Genomic DNA, 17,862 nt, shown 5'->3' on the forward strand with positions numbered 1-17,862 from the left:
CCGGTAGCCAATTGCGACAAATGGTCGCACGATCTAGTCCATGCGGACCTTGATCAGCATCGTCGCGATCGTCGCCGGCATGACGCCGGCACCCGCGTCCGCGGCGCCCTTGCCCGAGGGCTCCGCGGACCACACAGCGGGTTCCCAGATCCTCAAGCACGAAGGCACGGGTGACCTTCGTTCGGCCTCGGACTCCCCGCCCACCGAGGGCAAGGTGCCCGGCATGGACGTCAGCAGCCACCAGGGCGACGTCGACTGGAAGTCCTCTTGGGACAAAGGCGCCCGGTTCGCCTACGTCAAGGCGACCGAGGGCACCCACTACCTGAACCCGAAGTTCACCCAGCAGTACAACGGTTCCCTGAACGTCGGCATGATCCGCGGCGCGTACCACTTCGCGCTGCCGGACCGCGCCAACGGCGTGCAGCAGGCGAACTTCTTCGTCGAGAACGGTGGTGGGTGGTCGCCCGACGGCAAGACGCTGCCGCCCGCGCTCGACATGGAGTACAACCCGTACGGCGAGAGTTGCTACAACATGAACCAGGCCGCGATGACGGCGTGGGTCAAGGCGTTCAGCGACACGGTCTACGCGCGCACCAAGCGTTACCCGGTGATCTACACGTCCACGAACTGGTGGAACAAGTGCGTCGGCGGCTCGGTGAAGTTCGGCGACCACAACCCGTTGTGGATCGCGCACTACAACTCGAAGCTCGGCCCGTTGCCGGTCGGGTTCGACTTCCACACGATCTGGCAGTGGCAGGCGGCCGGGCTCTTCCCCGGTGACCAGAACCTGTTCAACGGCAGGTTCGAACAGCTGCAACGCGTCGCGTCGAGCTGAGAAGGGCCCCGTCGGTGACGGGGCCCTTCGTGCTCAGCCGAACAGCGCCGGGAGGGTGCCCTCCCAGGCTTCGCGCAGCTCATCCAACGGCAGTTCGCCGAGGCCCTGGACCTCCAGGGCGTTCGACTCCGGGTCGACGACGCCGATCTTGCGCCACGGCAGGCGGCGCGCGGTGCACATGTCGGTGAACCGCTGCTCCTCGGTGCGCGGCACGGCGACCAGCACGCGGCCGGCGGACTCGCTGAACAACGCGGTGAACAGGTCGCCCTCGGGGAAGACCCGCGCGCCCACCTCGCCGATCAGGCACGTCTCGACCAGCGCCTGCGCCAGGCCGCCCTCGGACAGGTCGTGCGCGGCGGAGACCATGCCGTCGCGCGAGCCCGCGACGAGGATCTCGCCGAGCAGCTTCTCCCGCTTCAGGTCGGCCTTCGGCGGCAGTCCGCCCAGGTGGCCGTGGACGTGGTGCGCCCACTCCGACCCGCCGAACTCGTCGTGCGTCTCGCCGAGCAGCAGCAGCGTCTCGCCGGCCTCGGCCCCGATCCCGGTGGGGATGCGGCGGCGCACGTCGTCGATGACGCCCAGCACGCCCACGACCGGCGTCGGCAGGATCGCCGTGGAGCCGGTCTGGTTGTAGAAGCTGACGTTGCCGCCGGTCACCGGGATGCCGAGCTCGGCGCAGCCGTCCGCCAGGCCCTTCACGGCCTGCTCGAACTGCCACATGACCGCCGGGTCCTCCGGCGAGCCGAAGTTGAGGCAGTTGGTGACGGCGACCGGGGTGGCACCCGTGGCCGCGACGTTGCGGTAGGCCTCGGCCAGCGCCAGCTTCGCGCCCTCGTACGGATCGAGCTTCGTGTAGCGGCCGTTGCAGTCCGTGGAGAGCGCCACGCCGCGGCCCGTCTCCTCGTCGATCCGGATCATGCCGCTGTCGCTCGGCTGCGCGAGGACCGTGCCGCCGCGGACATAGCGGTCGTACTGCTGCGTGACCCACTTCTTGGAGGCCAGGTTGGGGCTGGCCGCCATGGTCTTGATCAACGCGAGCAGCTCGTCCCGGCCCGGCCGCGGCAGGCTGTCCGGCGTGTTCGCCTGCAGCTCGTCCTGGTCGGCGGGCCGCTGGATCGGCCGGTGGTAGACCGGGCCCTCGTGCGCGACCGTGCGCGGAGGCACGTCGACGACCACCTCGTCGTGGTAGGTGATGACCAGGCGGTCGCCTTCGGTCACCTCACCGATCTCGGTGGCGATGACGTCCCACTTCGCGCAGACCTCCATGAACGCCTCGACGTTGGCCGGTTCGACCACCGCGCACATGCGTTCCTGGGACTCGCTGGAGAGGATCTCGGCCGGCGTCATGCCGGTGGCGCGCAACGGCACGCGGTCGAGCCGCACGTGCATGCCGCCGTCACCCGCGGACGCCAGTTCGGACGTCGCGCAGGACAGGCCCGCACCGCCGAGGTCCTGGATGCCGGCGACGATGCCCTTCTCGAAGAGCTCGAGCGAGCACTCGATCAGCACCTTCTCGGTGAACGGGTCGCCGACCTGCACGCTCGGCAGCTTCTTGCGCTTGCCGGCGGTGTCGTCGAACGTCTCGCTCGCCAGCACGCTCACGCCACCGATGCCGTCGAGGCCGGTGCGCGCGCCGTAGAGGATGACCTTGTTGCCGGTGCCGCTCGCGTGCGCGAGATGCAGGTCCTCGACGCGCATCGCACCCACGCACAGGGCGTTGACCAGCGGGTTGCCCTGGTACGACTCGTCGAACACGACCTCGCCGCCGATGTTCGGCAGGCCGAGGCAGTTCCCGTAGCCGCCGACGCCCGCGACGATGCCGGGCAGGACGCGCTTCGTGTCCTCGGCGTCGGGCCTGCCGAACCGCAGCGGGTCCATGACGGCGAGCGGCCGCGCGCCCATCGCGAGGATGTCGCGCACGATGCCGCCGACGCCCGTCGCGGCGCCCTGGTAGGGCTCGACGTACGACGGGTGGTTGTGGCTCTCGACCTTGAACGTGACGGCCCAGCCGTCACCGACGTCGACGACGCCGGCGTTCTCGCCGATGCCCGCGAGCATCTTGCTGCGCATCTCGTCGGTCGTGGTGTCGCCGAAGTACTTCAGGTGCACCTTGGACGACTTGTAGGAGCAGTGCTCGCTCCACATGACCGAGTACATGGCCAACTCGGCGTCGGTCGGGCGGCGCTTCAGGATCTCCTTGATGCGCGCGTACTCGTCGTCCTTGAGGCCCAGTTCCCGGTAGGGCTGCTCCTGGTCGGGCGTCGCCTCGGCGTTCTTGACGGTGTCGATCATGCCTTCACCACCGCGTCCAGCAGGGACAGGAACATGCCCAGTCCGTCGTCCGTGGGGCCGGTGAGCGCGTCGATGGCGTGCTCGGGGTGCGGCATCAGCCCGACGACGTTGCCCCTGGCGTTCGTGATGCCCGCGATGTTGTTGCGGCTGCCGTTGGGGTTGCCGCCGACGTACCGGAAAACGACCCTGCCGTTGTCCTCGAGTTCTTTGAGCGTGTCCTCGTCGGCCTGGTAGCCGCCCTCGCCCGACTTCAACGGCACGAGGATCTCGGCGTTTGCGTCGTAGCGGGTGGTCCAGGCCGTGGTGTTGTTCTCGACCGCGAGCCACTGGTCGCGGCACACGAAGTGCAGCTTGTGGTTGCGGGTGAGCGCACCGGGCAGCAGATGGGCCTCGGCGAGGATCTGGAAACCGTTGCAGATGCCGAGAACCGGCATCCCCTTGTCCGCGGCCTCGATCACTTCCTGCATGACGGGCGCGAACCGCGCGATGGCACCGCACCGCAGGTAGTCGCCGTACGAGAACCCGCCGGGCACGATGACCGCGTCGACGCCCTTGAGGTCGTGATCCCCGTGCCACAACGGCACGGCCTCACCGTCGGCGTACCGGACGGCCCGCTGCGCGTCGACGTCGTCGAGGGTGCCGGGGAAGGTGATGACACCGACCCTCATGCCTCGACCCTGCGCACGGTCCAGTCCTCGATCACGGGGTTCGCGAGGAAGGTCTCGGCGATCTTGGCGAGCGTGGCGTCGTCGACGTCGTCGGCGACCTCCAGCTCGAAGTGCTTGCCCTGACGGACGGCGGTGACGCCGTCGAAGCCGAGACGGGGCAGCGCGTTCGCCACCGCCTGGCCTTGGGGGTCGAGAATTTCGGGCTTCGGCATGACGTCGACGACGACTCGGGCCACGACAGACTGCTCCCGGGTTTGAGGGGCTGGCGGTACCTCGAGAGCCTATCTGACCTGTGCGTTCATCCTCCCGACACGTGTTCGGGGGCACATCGTCACCGGTCCACCTTCGGGTGAACGAGCTTGCCTCGGCGGGACCGTTTGGTAGAGTGGTGTCAGCCGAGGCCCGTAAGCCGAGGAAGTGTACCCAGCCCACGTCCGGACGGTCGACGGCTGGGTATCGCGCTTTCTGGGGTTAGTCCAGGTCGACGATCGACTCGACGATTGGCATCACCCGCTCCCGCCACTCACCGCCGGAGCCGTAGCACCAAGCCGCGAAATCCGCGATCCACAACAATTCTTCGTTGCTGCTGCGGCAGTGCTCGTAGACGAGGTTCGTGGACAACGCGACGTGGCCGAGTGACGTGCGGATCGTCAGGAGGTCATGCATGTCCCGTTGGGCACGCGAGTCAAGGACGAGCCGATGGGGCGCCGGCGTTCAGCAGATCCTCGACAAGCCTCCGGACGCACGTTTGACGCGCCTGCTCGTCACCCTGATCGCAGCTGCGCTTGTACAGCCGCACGGAGACCTTCTCGTCCACCATCCGGGACGCGATCGTTTTGCGTCGACTGGGGGTCTCCTTCTTGCAATGAAGCTCCCGCTGTCCCGGCATCAGCAGACAACGCAGGGCCTTGCGGAACTTGTGCAGCTGACCAGGTGGCACCAGGGCCACCGCCAGCAGGTACGTGTTGTTTCGTCGCGACTCGTCGACGAAGGCATGCAGACTCACGGAACGTCCATCGGCAGAACCCGAACAACAGTTCAACAACTCCAACTGATCGGGGCCGAACGATCAAGTATTGGACCTATTCCAACAAGCTATTTCGCCCAAAGCGAGACCACTGGCAGCCGAGCCCGATCGGACGGATGCTGGAGATCATGAAGATCCTCGTGCTCGGCGGAACCGTGTTCCTCAGCAAGGCCATCACGGCGGAGGCGGTCCGCCGCGGCCACGACGTGGTCTGCGCTGCCCGCGGTGCCTCCGGCGGGGTGCCGGAGGGAGCCACGCTCGTTCCGGTCGACAGGAACAAGCCCGGTGCGTTCGACGCGCTGGCCGGTGAGCAGTTCGACGCGGTGATCGACGTGTCCAAGTACTCGGTGAACTGGGTGCGGGACGCGCTGGAGGCGTTCGGGGCGACCACGCCGCACTGGACGTTCGTGTCCAGCATCTCCGTCTACGCGGACCACTCGACGGGCAGCGACGAGCTGTTGCCGCCGCTGGAGGACGACCCGGCCGAGGAGTTCACGGCCGAGCGGTACGGCAGCGTCAAGGTGGCCAGTGAGATCGCGGTCAGGGAGGCCGTCGCCGGGCGGGACTTCATCGTCAGGGCCGGGCTCATCACCGGGCCGGACGACCCGAGCGACAGGTTCGGGTACTGGCCCGCGCGGATGGCGCAGGGCGGGCGCGTGGTCGTGCCGGACAGCCCTGACCTGGGGTTCCAGCACATCGACGCGCGGGACCTGGCGCAGTGGATCGTGTTCGCGGCCGAGGAGCGGGTGACGGGCACGTACGACTCGACCGGGCCGGTCATGCCGTTCCAGATGGCCATCGGCGAGATCGCCGGCGCGACCGCTCAGCCGGGAACGCAGCTCGTGCCGGTGCCGGAGAGCGTGCTGAAGGAGCTCGGCGTCAACCCGTGGGCCGGGCCGCGGTCGCTGCCGCTGTGGCTGCCGCAGGAGTGGGCCAAGATGGTCGGCCGCGACGTCAGCAACGCGCTGGCCAACGGGCTGCGGGTCAGGCCGCTGGCCGAGACCGCGCTCGACTCGCTGGAGTACGAACGCGGCCTCGGGCTGGACCGGCCCCGCAAGGCGGGGCTCACTCAGCAGGAAGAGCAGGAAATCCTCACAGCAGTGAGTTGATCTGCGCGGCGACGAGGTCGATGCGCACGCCCTGGTTCGGGCAGCCGCCGAAGTGGTGGAGCCCGATCACCTTGTGCGTGCGCCTCGACAGCACGGGTGAGCCGGACGAGCCGCCTTCGGTGTCGCACATGTAGCTGATGTCGGACTGCGACGAGCTGCCGTTCACGCGCACCGCGCGCACGACGCAGTAGCCGCCGCCGTTGCTGTTGTCGCGCAACGACAACTTCTTCAGCTTCCCGGCCGGGTGGCCGACGATGTACATCTCCTCACCCACGGCCGGAACGCGCGCGTCCAGTTCGAGGTAACCGAACGAGCTGATGGCGGCGAAGTTGTTCACGGTGAAGAGGGTGTAGTCCAGCGCAGCGCTGTACTTCAGGACCTGGGCCGCCAGCACCTTCGTGACGGTGGCCGAAGTGGTTCCGCCGCAGGTCGGGCACTGGTAGTTGAACCACACCTCGATGCCACTGGTGCTGGTGAAGCAGTGTTCGTTGGTCAGCATGCGGTTGTTGGGGCCGACCCGCCACGCCGTGCACAGCGAACTGCCGTTGCGCAGCAGCTTCGCCACGGACGCGGTCTTGCCCCACTCGGTCGGGTTGCTGGACTGGTAGCAGACCGCGTCCTTGTAGTCGTTCGTGCCGCAGATGCTCTGCACGGACGGCTGCGAGGACATCTCGGCCTCGGTGTAGCCACGCGTGAGCTTGTCGATCCGGACGCGGGACAGCGGGTTCGTCACCGACACCACGGCCCGGTCACCCGTGATCGACATGGCCCAGAAGCCCGACGCGTCGACCGTGGCGGTCAGCGAGGCCTTCAGGTCTCTCGTGTACGTGTACTTCTCGGTGCCGTCAGGGTTCGACACCGTCAGCACGTCACCGGGGAGGATCCGCAGGTCCGTGAAATGCAGCTTCACGTAACCGGACCCCGGTCGTTCGATCACCGTCGAACGATTCGCGCCACCCACGCGGACTGAGACCGATTCCTCAGTTCCGATTTCCTGGCTCTGCGGCGAAGCAGCCTGAGCAGGTGTAGAGGTGGTGGTAGCAGGGACGATGGACGTCATCGGCAGGGCAAGAGCCAGTGCCGTGAGGAGTTGCAGGGTTTTCCTCATGCCATTTGATACTTCCGACGTCACCTGACCGTGTCAGCCCGCCGAACGTCGGTAATGGAGGAATCTGTGCAACTTGTCCATTTCGGTCATGCCTGCGTGCTGCTGGACTCGGGGGCGACGCGGATCCTGATCGATCCCGGCACGTTCTCCACGGGTTTCGAGGGCCTGGAGGACCTGGACGCGGTGCTGATCACGCACCAGCACTTCGACCACGTCGACCTGGAGAAGCTGCCCGCGCTGCTCAGGGCCAACCCGCGGGCGCAGCTCATCGTCGACGAGGGCACCGCGCCCACCGTCGAGAACGCGACCGTCGCCAGGCCGGGTGACACCTTCAAGGTCGGCGACACGACCGTCCGGGTCGTCGGCGGGCAGCACGCGATGATCCACGAGGACATCCCGATCGTGCCGAACGCCGCCTACGTGGTCGGCGACGGCGCGTTCTACCACCCCGGCGACTCGCTGTTCGTGCCGGACGAGGACGTCGACGTGCTCGGTCTGCCCGCGGGCGCGCCGTGGATGCGCACCGGCGAGGCGGTCGACTTCATGCGCGCCGTGAAGCCGCGTGTCGCCGTGCCGATCCACGAGAAGACGCTCGCGAGCCCGCAGATGGCCCACCGGCTCTTCGAGATGCTCAAGCCGGAGGGCACCGAGGTCAGGCCGCTGACGCCAGGCGAGGAGACGGCAGTCTGACGTAGGTGGTCGGCGCGGCGTCGTGGGCGAGAGCGATGTCCACGGCGTCGAGCACGGCCTGCCGCGCACCAGGTCGGTGCAGGTCACGGGCGTCGACGGTGATCCGGGTCAGCCCGCCGCGGCGAGCGGACCTGGCCGCCGCGTAGACCAGCGCCAGCGACCGCAGCTCGCCGAAGCTGGTGCGTTCGGTCAGCGCGTGCAGGCGACCGAGGGTCGCAAGTCCGCTGCCGACCTCGCGGACGGCGTGCGCGTCGGCGCAGCGGCTGAACTTGTGCTTGGCCAGCGCGATCAACGTACCGGGCGACGCCACGCAACGCCGTGGCGCGAACGTGTCGGCGCTGAGCCCGATGGCGTCCATCTGCAGACGCGCGCCCATCAGCAACAACCCGGCTTCGTAGGCGGGCAGCCGCCGTTGACCGAGACCGTGCAGCACGACGGCATCGCCGAGCGAGGTGCGGTGCCGCACCCATTCCTGCGCCCTGCCGAGCTCGCGAGGTGCTACGAGCAGCGACAACGGCACCTGCCGCGGATCAAGGGCCGCGGCGAGATCAGCGCATCGGTCGAGTGTCTGCGGACCGATGCCGGACAGGGAGACCACGAGCTGTGAGTGCACGGTATGAGTGCGCCACGCCGTGGTGACATCCGCGTGAAAGCGGAGCTAACTCACGCAAGCCAGTCAGCGAAGGACCGGCCAGTGAGCCGCTCGTAAGCCTCGACGTACCGCTGACGGGTCGCCTCGACGACGTCGGCGGGCAGCGGAGGCGGCGGGACGTCGCTCTTGCGGTCCCAGCCGGACGCGGAGGACGTCAGCCAGTCGCGCACGAACTGCTTGTCGAACGACGGCTGCACGCGGCCGGGCTCGTAGCCCTCGGCCGGCCAGTAGCGCGACGAGTCCGGCGTGAAGACCTCGTCCGCGAGGATCAGCTCGCCCGAGGCGTCCAGCCCGAACTCGAACTTCGTGTCCGCCAGGATCAGGCCACGCGTCAACGCGTACGCGCGCGCCTCGCTGTACAGCTCGATCGTGCGGTCGCGCAACTTCGACGCCAGCTCGACACCGTGCTTCTCGGCGATGACGTCGAACGACACGTTCTCGTCGTGCGCACCGATCTCGGCCTTCGACGCGGGCGTGAAGATCGGCGGATCCAGCTCGGACGCCTCGACCAGCCCGGCCGGCAGCTCGATCCCGCACACCGCACCGGTCGCGGTGTAGTCGGCCATGCCGGAGCCCGTCAGGTACCCGCGCGCCACGCACTCGACGTCGACCATCTGCAGCTTGCGCACCAGCAACGCGCGGCCGCGGACCTCGGCGGGGATGCGCGGGTCGTCGAACGCGACCAGGTGGTTCGGGGTGAGCCGCTCGAACCAGAAGACGCTCATCGCGGTGAGCACGCGCCCCTTGTCGGGGATCTCCGAGCTCAGGATGTGGTCGTACGCCGAGATGCGGTCCGACGCGACGAACAGCAGCAGCTCGTCGTCCACGTCGTACAGATCGCGAACCTTGCCGCGGGCGACGTGCTGGTAGTCAGCGAGCGTAGGCACGCTGGTCAGCCTACGGGGCCTTGTCCTGAAACCGACGTACACCCCGCCACCACTACAGATCAAGGGCAAAGAAGCTTAAGGTGCACCCGTGCTCCCTAGAAAGGCCCTGTGGATCCCGGCTTTGGCAAGCTTGGGACTGCTCATCGTGCTGGGCGTGGCCGGGTGGAGCTTCGACTCCAGTCCCATCTCATCCCCCTCGTCGGGCGGCTCGCTGAACCCGAGCACGACCCAGTCGGTGAGCATCGTGCCGACCCCCGACGTCGCCGACATCACGGTGAAGGGCTCCTCATCCGAGGCGACGACCACCACCACGACGAAGACCACGCAGCCGAAGCCGCCACCGGCCCAGCAGCCTCCGCCCGTGCAGCAGCCGACGACCACCGAGCCCCCGCAACGAGGACTGCTCGTCGTCGAAGGCGCGACTTGCAGTCCCGAAGGCGCGAACGGAATCGATTTCCGGGACGAGCCGTTGACCTGCCGCAAGGATCCCAACCGCGGTGACAGGCTGCGCTGGCAGAAGGCCTAGCCGCGCCACTCCAGCACGTCGATCTTGTCGCCGACGCTGATCGTGCCGGTGCGCACTACCTGAGCCTTCATGCCGAACGTGACGCCGCCGTCGGGGTCACGGCGGTAGGTCGCCAGCGAACGAATCGGCTCCGGGCCGTTCTTCAGCCCGGTCTCCTGATCCACCATCGGTACCGCACAACGCACGCAGTCCTTGGCGTAGGCCAGTTCCACGTCACCGATCGCCGCGCGCCGCACCCGGTCCTCCGTGTGCGGTTCCGGCCAGCCGGACACGACGACGTTGGGGCGGAAGCGGTTCATCGGCACCGGCTCCCCGCCGCGTTCCAGGATGCGCTCGTTCAACCCGTCCAATGAGGACAGCGAGAGCACCAGCAACGCGTTGCCGTCGGCATATCCGATGACTCCGGTGGTCTCGCCCGTCGTCTCGCGGTGGATGTCCGGCGGTGTCCGCACGAGCCGCACGGACCTGCCGAGCACGTCGGAGAAGTACGCGGCGGCCTCGTCACCCTGGTCGATCCCGGTGCCGTGCCAGACGTGCACGACCACGGGAACCCGCGGCCCGTCGACGACGACCGGGAAGGATTCACCACCGATCGTCAACGCCGAGTCCACGAGGGACGGTCGCAGCGCGGCCATCTCCGGAACCTTGCGCTGCGACAGGAACACGCCTTCGTCGTCGACGAGCATCATCATCCGGTCGTCGCGCAACCCCGTCGGCTCGACGGCCGAGGACGCGACGGAGTACCCGCCGCAGCCCTTGACCGGGTAGACGACCAGGTCGGACACGATCACAGGATCGGCTCCGGCTCGTAGACCGGGTACTTGTCGACGACCGCGGCGACCTGCTCCACGACGGACGCGACCTGCGCCGACGCCACGCCGGTGAACGACAGGCGGTCGGCCAGCAGCGCGTCCAGGGCGGCGCGGTCGAGCGGCAGCCGGGAGTCCGCGGCGAGCCGGTCCAGCAGGTCGTTCTGCGCCAGGCCCTGCTCGCGCATCGCCAGCGCGACGGCCACCGCGTTCTCCTTGATGGCCTCGTGCGCGGTCTCTCGGCCGACACCCGCGCGCACGGCCGCCATCAGCACCTTCGTGGTGCCGAGGAACGGCAGGTAGCGGTCCAGTTCACGGGCGACGACGGCCGGGTAGGCGCCGAACTCGTCGAGCACCGTCAGGAACGTCTCCAGCAGCCCGTCGAACGCGAAGAACGCGTCCGGCAGCGCGACCCGGCGGACCACCGAGCACGACACGTCGCCCTCGTTCCACTGGTCGCCCGCGAGCTCGCCGACCATCGACAGGTAGCCGCGCAGGATCACCGCGAAGCCGTTCACGCGCTCGCACGAGCGGGTGTTCATCTTGTGCGGCATGGCGCTGGACCCGACCTGGCCGGGCTTGAAGCCCTCGGTGACCAGCTCGTGGCCCGCCATGAGCCGGATCGTCTTCGCCACCGACGACGGCGCCGCGGCGAGCTGCACGAGCGTCGAGACGACGTCGAAGTCGAGCGAGCGCGGGTAGACCTGGCCGACGCTCGTGAGCACGCGCTCGAAGCCGAGGTGGCCTGCGACCGTCTGCTCGAGCTCCTCCAGCTTCTCGGGGGTGCTGAGCAGGTCGAGCATGTCCTGGGCCGTGCCGACCGGGCCCTTGATGCCGCGCAACGGGTAGCGCGCGATCAGCTCGTCGAGCCTGCCGAACGCCACCAGCAGCTCGTCGGCGCCGGTCGCGAAGCGCTTGCCCAGCGTCGTGGCCTGCGCGGCCACGTTGTGCGAACGACCGGCCATGACGAGGTCGGAGTGCTCGGCCGCGAGGCGCGCGAGCCGGACGAGGACGGCGGCGACCTTGGAGCGGATCAGCTCCAGCGACCGCAGCACCTGCAGCTGCTCGACGTTCTCGGTCAGGTCGCGCGAGGTCATTCCCTTGTGGACCTGCTCGTGGCCCGCGAGCGCGTTGAACTCCTCGATGCGCGCCTTCACGTCGTGGCGGGTGACCCGCTCGCGCGCCGCGATCGACTCCAGGTCGACCTGCTCCAGCACGCGCTCGTAGTCCGCGACCGCGGTGGCCGGCACGTCGATGCCCGCGGCGGCCTGTGCCCGCAGGACCGCGAGCCACAGCTGGCGTTCCAGCACGATCTTGTGCTCGGCCGACCAGAGCGTCGCGAGCGACGTGGAGGCGTACCGACCTGCGAGGACGTTGGCGATGCGGGGCTTCGTCACGCCCTCAGATTAGTGCACACGGGACTCACTCCCAGTTGATGCCGGGCTCCATGACCAGCTCTGTGAGCACTCCCACGCGCACCGGGACGGTCTCGCGCTGGCCGTTGCCGTTCGAGGGGTTGTACGCGTAGGCGGTGATCTCCACGACGAGCCCGCTCTCGAACTCGCGCACGACACCGGCCTGCTGGACCTGGGGGGAGCCGTAGAGCTGCTCGACCGAGTGGACGACCGACCCGTCCTCCCGCTTGACCTCCTGGCACGTCGTCGCCTCACCGCAGAAAGCGCTCTTGGAGAACGTCTTCTTGGAGACCCTCACCTGCAACGCGGTCGGTCCGATGCCGTCGGTCAGGTACAGGAAGCCCGAGTACTCCGTCTCGTCCTGCTTCCACTCCGGCGCCCTCGTCTGGGACGGCGGGTAGACCGGGTTCCGGCCGGGGTTGAACGCCGCGTAGAGCTCCTTGAAGTTCGTCATCCGGACCCCGAGCGACTCCACGAGCTTGTCGCCGACGCGCTGAGCCCTCTTCTCCGCCGATTCGGCGGACGGTGACGACGAGGTCGTCTGCGTCTCGGAACCGAGCTGGGTGTCCCGGTCGCGCGGCAGCAGGCCGGGCAGTGAGAACGACGCCACGGCGATCACCGCCGTAGCCACGCCCACAGCGACCAGCGCTCGTCGGCGACTTTTTTTCTGCTCGACCCGCCTGATCAGGGTGTCGGGGTCGAAGTCGAGCGGCGGCTCGTCCCAGACGGCCAGCAGCATTCCCTCGCGGATCTCCTGCTCACTCACGACGCGACCCTCCCCGAACTGCTGTCGAGCTTCTCCACGATGGTGCGCAGCGTCGCGAGACCACGCGCCGTCTGGCTCTTGACCGTTCCCTCGGTGCAGCCCATGGCCACTGCCACTTCGGCTACCGACAGGTCTTCGAAATAACGCAGCACGAGCACCGCCCGTTGACGTGGCGGCACCTGCAGCAACGCGGTGTGCACCAGCTCACGTGCCCACAGCTTGGCGCTGGTCGTCTCCGGGTCCACGGTGGCGTCGGCGGCGTCGGGAAGTTCCCCGTCACGCTGCTCGGCTCTGCGCCACGGCCTGCGCTTCTCGTCCAGCCAGGTGCGCAACAGCACCTTGCGGGCGTAGGCGATCAGGTTGTCCAGGTCCTTGATGCGCTTCCACGCCAGGTACATCTTCATGAGGCTCGACTGCATCAGGTCTTCCGCTGTGTGCCAGTCGCCACAAAAGAGGTACGCAGTACGTCGCAAGGACGCGGCATTGGCTGCCGCGAACTCGCGAAAGCCCTGTTCGTCGGCCTTGCGCATGCGTACCCCTCTCGCGTCCTCAACCAGGGGAACGCGTCGGAGGAACGCGGGGTTGCATCACGCGTGACGCGAAAGGGCCGAACGGAGCATCCTGGCCGCCACGCCCCGCGGATCCGACTTGAGCTCGATGAACGAGTTGACCACCGAACCGTCGACCAGCGCGATCAGCTCCTCGACCCGGTCGCCGTCGATGTCACGGCCCGCGCGGGCGAAGACGTCGGCGACCAGCTCGCGCAGTTCGGTCGACAGGGAGCGCATCAACGGCCGCAGGTACGGGCGGCGGCCGGTCGCGACGAGGCGTTCGTAGCGCAGCAGCACGGCCTCGATGTCCGTCGCGTCCTCGCCGACGAGCAGGTCCAGCATGAACTCGACGAGCACGTCGTCGGTCATCTTCTCCGGGATCGAGGAGAGCCGTTGCCGGAAGCTCGCGAGCTCGCTGCGGCCGTGGAGCTCGACGGCCGCGGTGATCAGCTCGTCCAGCGAGTCGAAGTAGTACGTGGTCGACGCGAGCGGCAGACCTGCGCGTTCGGCGACCGCGCGGTGCCTGACCGCGTCGAAGCCGCCCTCGGAGAACAGGCCGGACGCGGCCTCCACGAGCGCCTGCCGCCTGCGCTCACCCTTGGGGGTTGCTGCCGTCATAGTCGAGCCAGGGTACTGGGCGAACGATCAGAACTTCGGGGCCAGTGCGTCCGCGATCCGCTTGGCCTGGCCTTTCAGCTCGCCGTCGCCCTGCGTGAACACGTAGAGGTCCTGCCCCTTGGGGGTCTTCAGCTTCTCCGCGCCGGACGGGGCGTCGAACGGCTGCGGCGTGACGATCGCGGTGACCGTCAGCCCGTCGATCTTGAACGCGGCGGAGCGGGAGTCGGGCGAGCAGGTCTGCGTGGGTGCCACGGCGAAGTCCGGTGAGACCGAAAGCTCGACGGCGAGGGCGTCGGCGAGCTCTCGGTCCACACCTGCACAGCCCTGCACTGTGCTTTCACTGGCCGAAAGACCAGTGCTTCCCGGCATCGACCCGTCCCCCTGCGTGGACTTGCCTTCACCGGAGAAGTTCGTGGGCGGTTGCGCCTGCAGTGGAGTCATCGGGGATTCTGCCGCGTTGTCCTGCTTCTGCCCAGAACCCGCGCTGTCCGAAGTTTTCGTGTCCTGGTTTACCCAGCCGTTGGCGGCGAAAACCCCGCCGAAGCCGAGCACGACGACCAGGGTGGTGCCGGCCGCGATGGCGTTGCGCCGGCGCAGCGTGGCGCGGCGCGAGGCCTTGCGGACGTCGCCCGCGTCGAAGGACGCCGGTGGTGCGTCGTGTGCGGCGTCGCGGAACAGGTCCGCGAGCTTCTGCTCGTCCATCTACGTCGTCCTCCTCTCGCTGGTCACGACGCCGGTCGCAGGTCGTCGATCGCGTCACCCAGAGCTTCCCGCAGTGCGGCGAGCCCTCGGGCGGTCTGACTCTTCACAGTTCCTTCCGAGCACTTCAGCGCCTCGGCCGTGGCCGTGACGTCGAGGCCCTCGAGGAACCTCAGCACGAGCACGGCCCGTTGCCTGGGCGGAACCCTGCGCAGACCCTTCATCAACGCTTCGCGCGTCGCGACGGTGTCACCGATCTCGTTGTCCGTCGTCGGCGACTCCGGCATCTCGTCGGTGAACTTCTCGCGCCGCCACGGACGGCGTGACTCGTCGATCACCGCGCGCACGACGGTACGTCGGACGTAGGCGTCGAGGGCCTGCTTGTCCCTGATCTTCCGCCACCTCCTGTGCACCGCGACGAAGGCCGTCTGCGCGAAGTCGTCAGCGCGGTGCCAGTCGCCGCACAGCAGGTATGCCGTTCGGCGCACGGCCTCACGGCGAGCCACGAAGTACTCCGCGAACTCCTGCTCGTCGCGCTGATCCACGCGGACTGCTCTCCGCTCGTTCCTCGAGTTGCACTGACTGGACGGAAACTGAGGCACCAACGGTTGCACGAACCAGCGGCGAGAGCTACATCACCCCCTCGGTCGTTCACCTGATGTGATGTGATCGGGGCTGTGACCCCCATTGACCTGCGCTCGGACACCGTTACCCAGCCCGATGAGGCCATGCGCCGCGCCATGGCGGCGGCGGAAGTCGGCGACGACGTGCTGGACCACGACCCGACCATGGCCGCCCTGGAGGAGCGGGTCGCCGGGCTGCTCGGGGTCGAGGCCGCGCTCTGGGTCCCCTCCGGCTCCATGGGCAACCTGATCGCCCTGTTCCTGCACCTGCGGCGCGGTGACCGGTTCCTCGCCCCGCTGGGCGCGCACGTGCTGGACGCCGAACTCGGCACCGCCGCGTGGCTGGCCGGCGGGATGCCGCACGCGTTGCCGGTGCTCACCCCGGAGGCCGTGATCGCGGCCGGTGGTGGCGAGTCTCCTTATTACGGGCTGCGCACCTCGTTGCTGTGCGTGGAGAACACGCACAACGCTTCCGGCGGCACGGTGACCTCCGTCGACGAGCACGCTGCCCTGGTCGCCGCCGCTCGGTCGATCGGGCTGGCGGTGCACCTCGACGGCGCCCGGCTGTGGAACGCGTCCGTCGCTCTCGGGGTGCCGCTGACCTCGCTGACGGCCGGCGTCGACACCGTTCAGGTGTGCCTGTCGAAGGGGCTCGGCGCACCGGTCGGGTCGGTCGTGGCCGGCTCCGCGTCGTTCGTCGTCGAGGCCCGTCGCGTCCGGAAGATGCTCGGTGGCGGAGTCCGGCAGGGCGGTGTGCTCGCGGCCGCGGGTCTAGTGGCTCTCGACCGGATCGACCGCCTGGCGGCCGATCATTCCAATGCCAATGGATTGGCTTCCGGGTTGAGGGCGCTGGGCTGGGAGGTGGACGAGCCCTCGACGAACATCGTGCTGGCGTCGGCACCCGATCTGGAGAAGACGCTGCTGTCGTTGCGTGATGTCGGAGTCCTGGCCAGTCCCATGTCGGGCAAGGTTCGGTTCGTGACGCACGGCGACGTGGACTCGTCCGACGTCGCCGAGGTGCTTCGCCGGCTGCGAGAGGACATCTAGATGCGCTGGATCGTGTTCGACTTCGGCGAGGTGATCAGCCAGCGGAACCCGGCTCGGCCCGCCATGGCGGCGAAGCTCGGGGTGACGCTGGAGGTCTTCGAGACGGCGTACTGGGACCGCGACGCCTACGACCGCGGCGGATCCGACTCGGACTACTGGGCGCGGATCGGTTCCGTTCTCGGGCTGAGCCTCGACGACGCCCTGGTCCGCGAACTGACCGCCATGGACAACGCGGGCTGGCTCGACGACCCGGTGGTGGAGACCGTCGCGCTGATCGAGGACCTGGCGTCCCTCGGCGTGCCGCTGGCGTTGCTGTCGAACGCGCCCTCGACGCTCGGGCGGCTGGCCGAGAAGGTGCCGTGGGCCAAGCACTTCCGGCACCTGATCTTCTCGGGTGACCTCGGCTGCGCGAAGCCGGACCCGGAGATCTGGGAGCACACGTCGTCCGTGCTCGGCTCGTCGGACGTGATCTTCTTCGACGACCGCGCGTCCAACGTGGAGGGCGCACGGGCCGCGGGCTGGGACGCGCGGCTGTGGACGTCAGCCGCCGCTGCGCGGGTCGAGCTCCTTGCGGAGTTCGGCGATCTCCGCCCGTAGGTTCCGGAGTTCCTGCGCGGTCTCGAGCTCGGCTTCCTCGACACCGCGCAGCTTCTCCACGAGCCAGCTGGCGATCGTGCCGGTGATGACACCGAGCAACGCGATGCCACCCACCATCAACAGCCCGGCGACGAGCCGCCCCTCACCCGTGACGGGGTAGCGGTCGCCGTACCCGACCGTCGACATGGTGGTCATCGTCCACCACAGCGCGTCACCGAACGTGGTGATGGTGGCGTTCTCCGCGTGCCTTTCCGCATCCAGCACCGCGAGGCTCGCACAAAACATGACGATCACCGTCACGGCCGCGACGTAAATGCTGACGCGTTGCCTGATCTTGTGCTGGAACTTCTTGTTGAGCAACGTGATGACCGTGATCAACCGGAGAACCCTGAGCTGCCGCACCATCGGCAAGATCACTGCCGCAAGATCGAAAATATGCGTTCTCAAGAACTTCAGCTTGTTCTGCGCCAGGGTCAGCCTCATGGCGAACTCGGCCGCGAACACAGCCCAGACCAGCCACAACACGATCTCCAGGGTGAAGTGCATCGCCCCGTGATCATCGAAGACCTGCCACGCATAGGCGGCGAGGAACACCACGGCGAGGGCCGTCATCGGCCACTCGACCTTTCGTTCCCACCGCTCGAGGCGGGCCTCGTTGGCTAACAACACCGCCTCATGGTGAGCGGTGCGTTCGCATTAATCCAGAGTCATCGCTTGGATTTGATGGCGCCAAAGGCCGCCGTGCCTGCGAGGAGTAGTCCTCCAATCACAGCGAGCCAGAAAAGGCCTTTCACCACGGCGCCGACGACGGCCAGCACGATCCAGATCGCCACGAGCCACCCGATGATCGCCCACATAGGACCTCCCGTTCCTCGCTTCGTGAACGTCCGGCCGCCCGGATTTGTTGCTCTTGGTTCCGCTCGGCGTGGCGCGGGTCTCGTGG

Annotated in this window: 23 protein-coding genes; 6 read left to right on the top strand and 17 right to left on the bottom strand. The window is 68.2% G+C overall.

Annotation, left to right across the window (positions count from 1 at the left end; all coding sequences use genetic code 11):
- Positions 1–40 precede the first annotated feature (40 nt).
- Positions 41–835, top strand: coding sequence for a lysozyme (locus AB0M48_RS10000; protein ID WP_363838145.1), 795 nt, complete (start codon positions 41–43; stop codon positions 833–835).
- Between the two features lie 33 nt (positions 836–868).
- On the opposite strand, the gene purL is transcribed toward AB0M48_RS10000, so the two are convergent.
- From purL to AB0M48_RS10025, 5 genes are all read right to left on the bottom strand, one after another.
- On the bottom strand, positions 869–3,127 hold the full coding sequence (gene purL / locus AB0M48_RS10005; protein ID WP_363838147.1) for a phosphoribosylformylglycinamidine synthase subunit PurL: 2,259 nt from the start codon (positions 3,125–3,127) through the stop codon (positions 869–871).
- Positions 3,124–3,795, bottom strand: a complete 672-nt coding sequence (gene purQ / locus AB0M48_RS10010; protein WP_363838150.1) for a phosphoribosylformylglycinamidine synthase subunit PurQ — start codon at positions 3,793–3,795, stop codon at positions 3,124–3,126. The genes purL and purQ overlap by 4 nt, the downstream gene beginning before the upstream one ends.
- Entirely contained in the window at positions 3,792–4,031 is a 240-nt protein-coding gene (purS, locus tag AB0M48_RS10015) for a phosphoribosylformylglycinamidine synthase subunit PurS (RefSeq protein WP_030477798.1), read from the bottom strand. The genes purQ and purS overlap by 4 nt, the downstream gene beginning before the upstream one ends.
- 235 nt (positions 4,032–4,266) lie before the next feature.
- Positions 4,267–4,461, bottom strand: coding sequence for a hypothetical protein (locus tag AB0M48_RS10020; RefSeq protein WP_363838155.1), 195 nt, complete (start codon positions 4,459–4,461; stop codon positions 4,267–4,269).
- 19 nt (positions 4,462–4,480) lie between these two features.
- The gene (locus tag AB0M48_RS10025; RefSeq protein WP_363838159.1) at positions 4,481–4,801 is read right to left on the bottom strand and encodes a hypothetical protein; all 321 of its coding nucleotides are present in this window, start codon (positions 4,799–4,801) and stop codon (positions 4,481–4,483) included.
- 149 nt (positions 4,802–4,950) lie between these two features.
- On the opposite strand from AB0M48_RS10025, the gene AB0M48_RS10030 reads away from it, so the two are divergent.
- Positions 4,951–5,931: an NAD-dependent epimerase/dehydratase family protein gene (locus tag AB0M48_RS10030; protein WP_363838162.1), complete on the top strand. Its 981-nt coding sequence runs from the start codon at positions 4,951–4,953 to the stop codon at positions 5,929–5,931.
- Here AB0M48_RS10030 and AB0M48_RS10035 read toward each other — a convergent pair.
- Positions 5,915–6,868 carry a serine protease gene (locus tag AB0M48_RS10035; protein ID WP_363838165.1) on the bottom strand — a complete coding sequence of 318 codons (954 nt, stop codon included), beginning with the start codon at positions 6,866–6,868 and terminating at the stop codon, positions 5,915–5,917. The two genes, AB0M48_RS10030 and AB0M48_RS10035, sit on opposite strands and share 17 nt — an antisense overlap.
- A gap of 237 nt (positions 6,869–7,105) precedes the next feature.
- Here AB0M48_RS10035 and AB0M48_RS10040 point away from each other — a divergent pair, with 237 nt between their 5' ends.
- Complete coding sequence (locus AB0M48_RS10040) at positions 7,106–7,729, top strand: MBL fold metallo-hydrolase (protein WP_363838168.1); 624 nt, start codon at positions 7,106–7,108, stop codon at positions 7,727–7,729.
- Here AB0M48_RS10040 and AB0M48_RS10045 read toward each other — a convergent pair.
- Both AB0M48_RS10045 and AB0M48_RS10050 read right to left on the bottom strand, forming a co-directional pair.
- Entirely contained in the window at positions 7,692–8,342 is a 651-nt protein-coding gene (locus AB0M48_RS10045; protein WP_363838171.1) for a DUF2334 domain-containing protein, read from the bottom strand. The genes AB0M48_RS10040 and AB0M48_RS10045 overlap by 38 nt on opposite strands.
- A gap of 50 nt (positions 8,343–8,392) precedes the next feature.
- The gene (locus AB0M48_RS10050; protein ID WP_363838174.1) at positions 8,393–9,268 is read right to left on the bottom strand and encodes a phosphoribosylaminoimidazolesuccinocarboxamide synthase; all 876 of its coding nucleotides are present in this window, start codon (positions 9,266–9,268) and stop codon (positions 8,393–8,395) included.
- An 88-nt stretch (positions 9,269–9,356) separates the two neighbouring features.
- On the opposite strand from AB0M48_RS10050, the gene AB0M48_RS10055 reads away from it, so the two are divergent.
- Complete coding sequence (locus AB0M48_RS10055; protein ID WP_363838177.1) at positions 9,357–9,794, top strand: hypothetical protein; 438 nt, start codon at positions 9,357–9,359, stop codon at positions 9,792–9,794.
- Here AB0M48_RS10055 and AB0M48_RS10060 read toward each other — a convergent pair.
- The 7 genes from AB0M48_RS10060 to AB0M48_RS10090 are packed head-to-tail and all read right to left on the bottom strand — an operon-like array spanning position 9,791 to position 15,197.
- On the bottom strand, positions 9,791–10,579 hold the full coding sequence (locus AB0M48_RS10060) for an MOSC N-terminal beta barrel domain-containing protein (RefSeq protein WP_363838180.1): 789 nt from the start codon (positions 10,577–10,579) through the stop codon (positions 9,791–9,793). The two genes, AB0M48_RS10055 and AB0M48_RS10060, sit on opposite strands and share 4 nt — an antisense overlap.
- A gap of 2 nt (positions 10,580–10,581) precedes the next feature.
- Positions 10,582–12,000, bottom strand: a complete 1,419-nt coding sequence (gene purB / locus AB0M48_RS10065) for an adenylosuccinate lyase (RefSeq protein ID WP_363838183.1) — start codon at positions 11,998–12,000, stop codon at positions 10,582–10,584.
- Positions 12,001–12,025: 25 nt separating this feature from the next.
- Positions 12,026–12,784 (bottom strand): hypothetical protein, encoded by a 759-nt coding sequence (locus tag AB0M48_RS10070; protein ID WP_363838187.1) that lies wholly within the window; start codon positions 12,782–12,784, stop codon positions 12,026–12,028.
- Positions 12,781–13,314: a SigE family RNA polymerase sigma factor gene (locus AB0M48_RS10075; protein WP_363838190.1), complete on the bottom strand. Its 534-nt coding sequence runs from the start codon at positions 13,312–13,314 to the stop codon at positions 12,781–12,783. Before AB0M48_RS10075 ends, AB0M48_RS10070 begins: the two co-directional genes overlap by 4 nt.
- A gap of 57 nt (positions 13,315–13,371) precedes the next feature.
- A complete protein-coding gene (locus AB0M48_RS10080; RefSeq protein WP_363838192.1) occupies positions 13,372–13,953 on the bottom strand; it encodes a TetR family transcriptional regulator in 582 nt (193 codons plus the stop codon).
- Between the two features lie 27 nt (positions 13,954–13,980).
- On the bottom strand, positions 13,981–14,655 hold the full coding sequence (locus AB0M48_RS10085) for a hypothetical protein (RefSeq protein ID WP_363838194.1): 675 nt from the start codon (positions 14,653–14,655) through the stop codon (positions 13,981–13,983).
- A 23-nt stretch (positions 14,656–14,678) separates the two neighbouring features.
- On the bottom strand, positions 14,679–15,197 hold the full coding sequence (locus AB0M48_RS10090) for a SigE family RNA polymerase sigma factor (protein WP_363838197.1): 519 nt from the start codon (positions 15,195–15,197) through the stop codon (positions 14,679–14,681).
- A gap of 123 nt (positions 15,198–15,320) precedes the next feature.
- Here AB0M48_RS10090 and AB0M48_RS10095 point away from each other — a divergent pair, with 123 nt between their 5' ends.
- Positions 15,321–16,322 (top strand): GntG family PLP-dependent aldolase, encoded by a 1,002-nt coding sequence (locus AB0M48_RS10095; protein WP_363838366.1) that lies wholly within the window; start codon positions 15,321–15,323, stop codon positions 16,320–16,322.
- Positions 16,323–16,919: an HAD family phosphatase gene (locus tag AB0M48_RS10100; RefSeq protein ID WP_363838200.1), complete on the top strand. Its 597-nt coding sequence runs from the start codon at positions 16,323–16,325 to the stop codon at positions 16,917–16,919.
- Here the strand turns inward: AB0M48_RS10100 and AB0M48_RS10105 are convergent.
- Both AB0M48_RS10105 and AB0M48_RS10110 read right to left on the bottom strand, forming a co-directional pair.
- A complete protein-coding gene (locus AB0M48_RS10105) occupies positions 16,863–17,588 on the bottom strand; it encodes an ion channel (protein WP_363838203.1) in 726 nt (241 codons plus the stop codon). The two genes, AB0M48_RS10100 and AB0M48_RS10105, sit on opposite strands and share 57 nt — an antisense overlap.
- A gap of 38 nt (positions 17,589–17,626) precedes the next feature.
- Positions 17,627–17,776: a hypothetical protein gene (locus AB0M48_RS10110; RefSeq protein WP_363838206.1), complete on the bottom strand. Its 150-nt coding sequence runs from the start codon at positions 17,774–17,776 to the stop codon at positions 17,627–17,629.
- Positions 17,777–17,862: the final 86 nt, after the last annotated feature.

It is taken from the genome of Lentzea sp. NPDC051208 (genome assembly GCF_040682435.1).
GTDB classification, from domain to species: Bacteria; Actinomycetota; Actinomycetes; order Mycobacteriales; family Pseudonocardiaceae; genus Lentzea; species Lentzea kristufekii.

Excerpts from the sequence above, each read along its gene's own strand:
- AB0M48_RS10000 (WP_363838145.1), top strand. The coding sequence starts at position 41 with ATGCGGACCTTGATCAGCATCGTCGCGATCGTCGCCGGCATGACGCCG.
- purL (WP_363838147.1), bottom strand. The coding sequence starts at position 3,127 with ATGATCGACACCGTCAAGAACGCCGAGGCGACGCCCGACCAGGAGCAG.
- purQ (WP_363838150.1), bottom strand. The coding sequence starts at position 3,795 with ATGAGGGTCGGTGTCATCACCTTCCCCGGCACCCTCGACGACGTCGAC.
- AB0M48_RS10020 (WP_363838155.1), bottom strand. The coding sequence starts at position 4,461 with ATGCATGACCTCCTGACGATCCGCACGTCACTCGGCCACGTCGCGTTG.
- AB0M48_RS10030 (WP_363838162.1), top strand. The coding sequence starts at position 4,951 with ATGAAGATCCTCGTGCTCGGCGGAACCGTGTTCCTCAGCAAGGCCATC.
- AB0M48_RS10075 (WP_363838190.1), bottom strand. The coding sequence starts at position 13,314 with ATGCGCAAGGCCGACGAACAGGGCTTTCGCGAGTTCGCGGCAGCCAAT.
- AB0M48_RS10080 (WP_363838192.1), bottom strand. The coding sequence starts at position 13,953 with ATGACGGCAGCAACCCCCAAGGGTGAGCGCAGGCGGCAGGCGCTCGTG.
- AB0M48_RS10085 (WP_363838194.1), bottom strand. The coding sequence starts at position 14,655 with ATGGACGAGCAGAAGCTCGCGGACCTGTTCCGCGACGCCGCACACGAC.
- AB0M48_RS10100 (WP_363838200.1), top strand. The coding sequence starts at position 16,323 with ATGCGCTGGATCGTGTTCGACTTCGGCGAGGTGATCAGCCAGCGGAAC.
- AB0M48_RS10110 (WP_363838206.1), bottom strand. The coding sequence starts at position 17,776 with ATGTGGGCGATCATCGGGTGGCTCGTGGCGATCTGGATCGTGCTGGCC.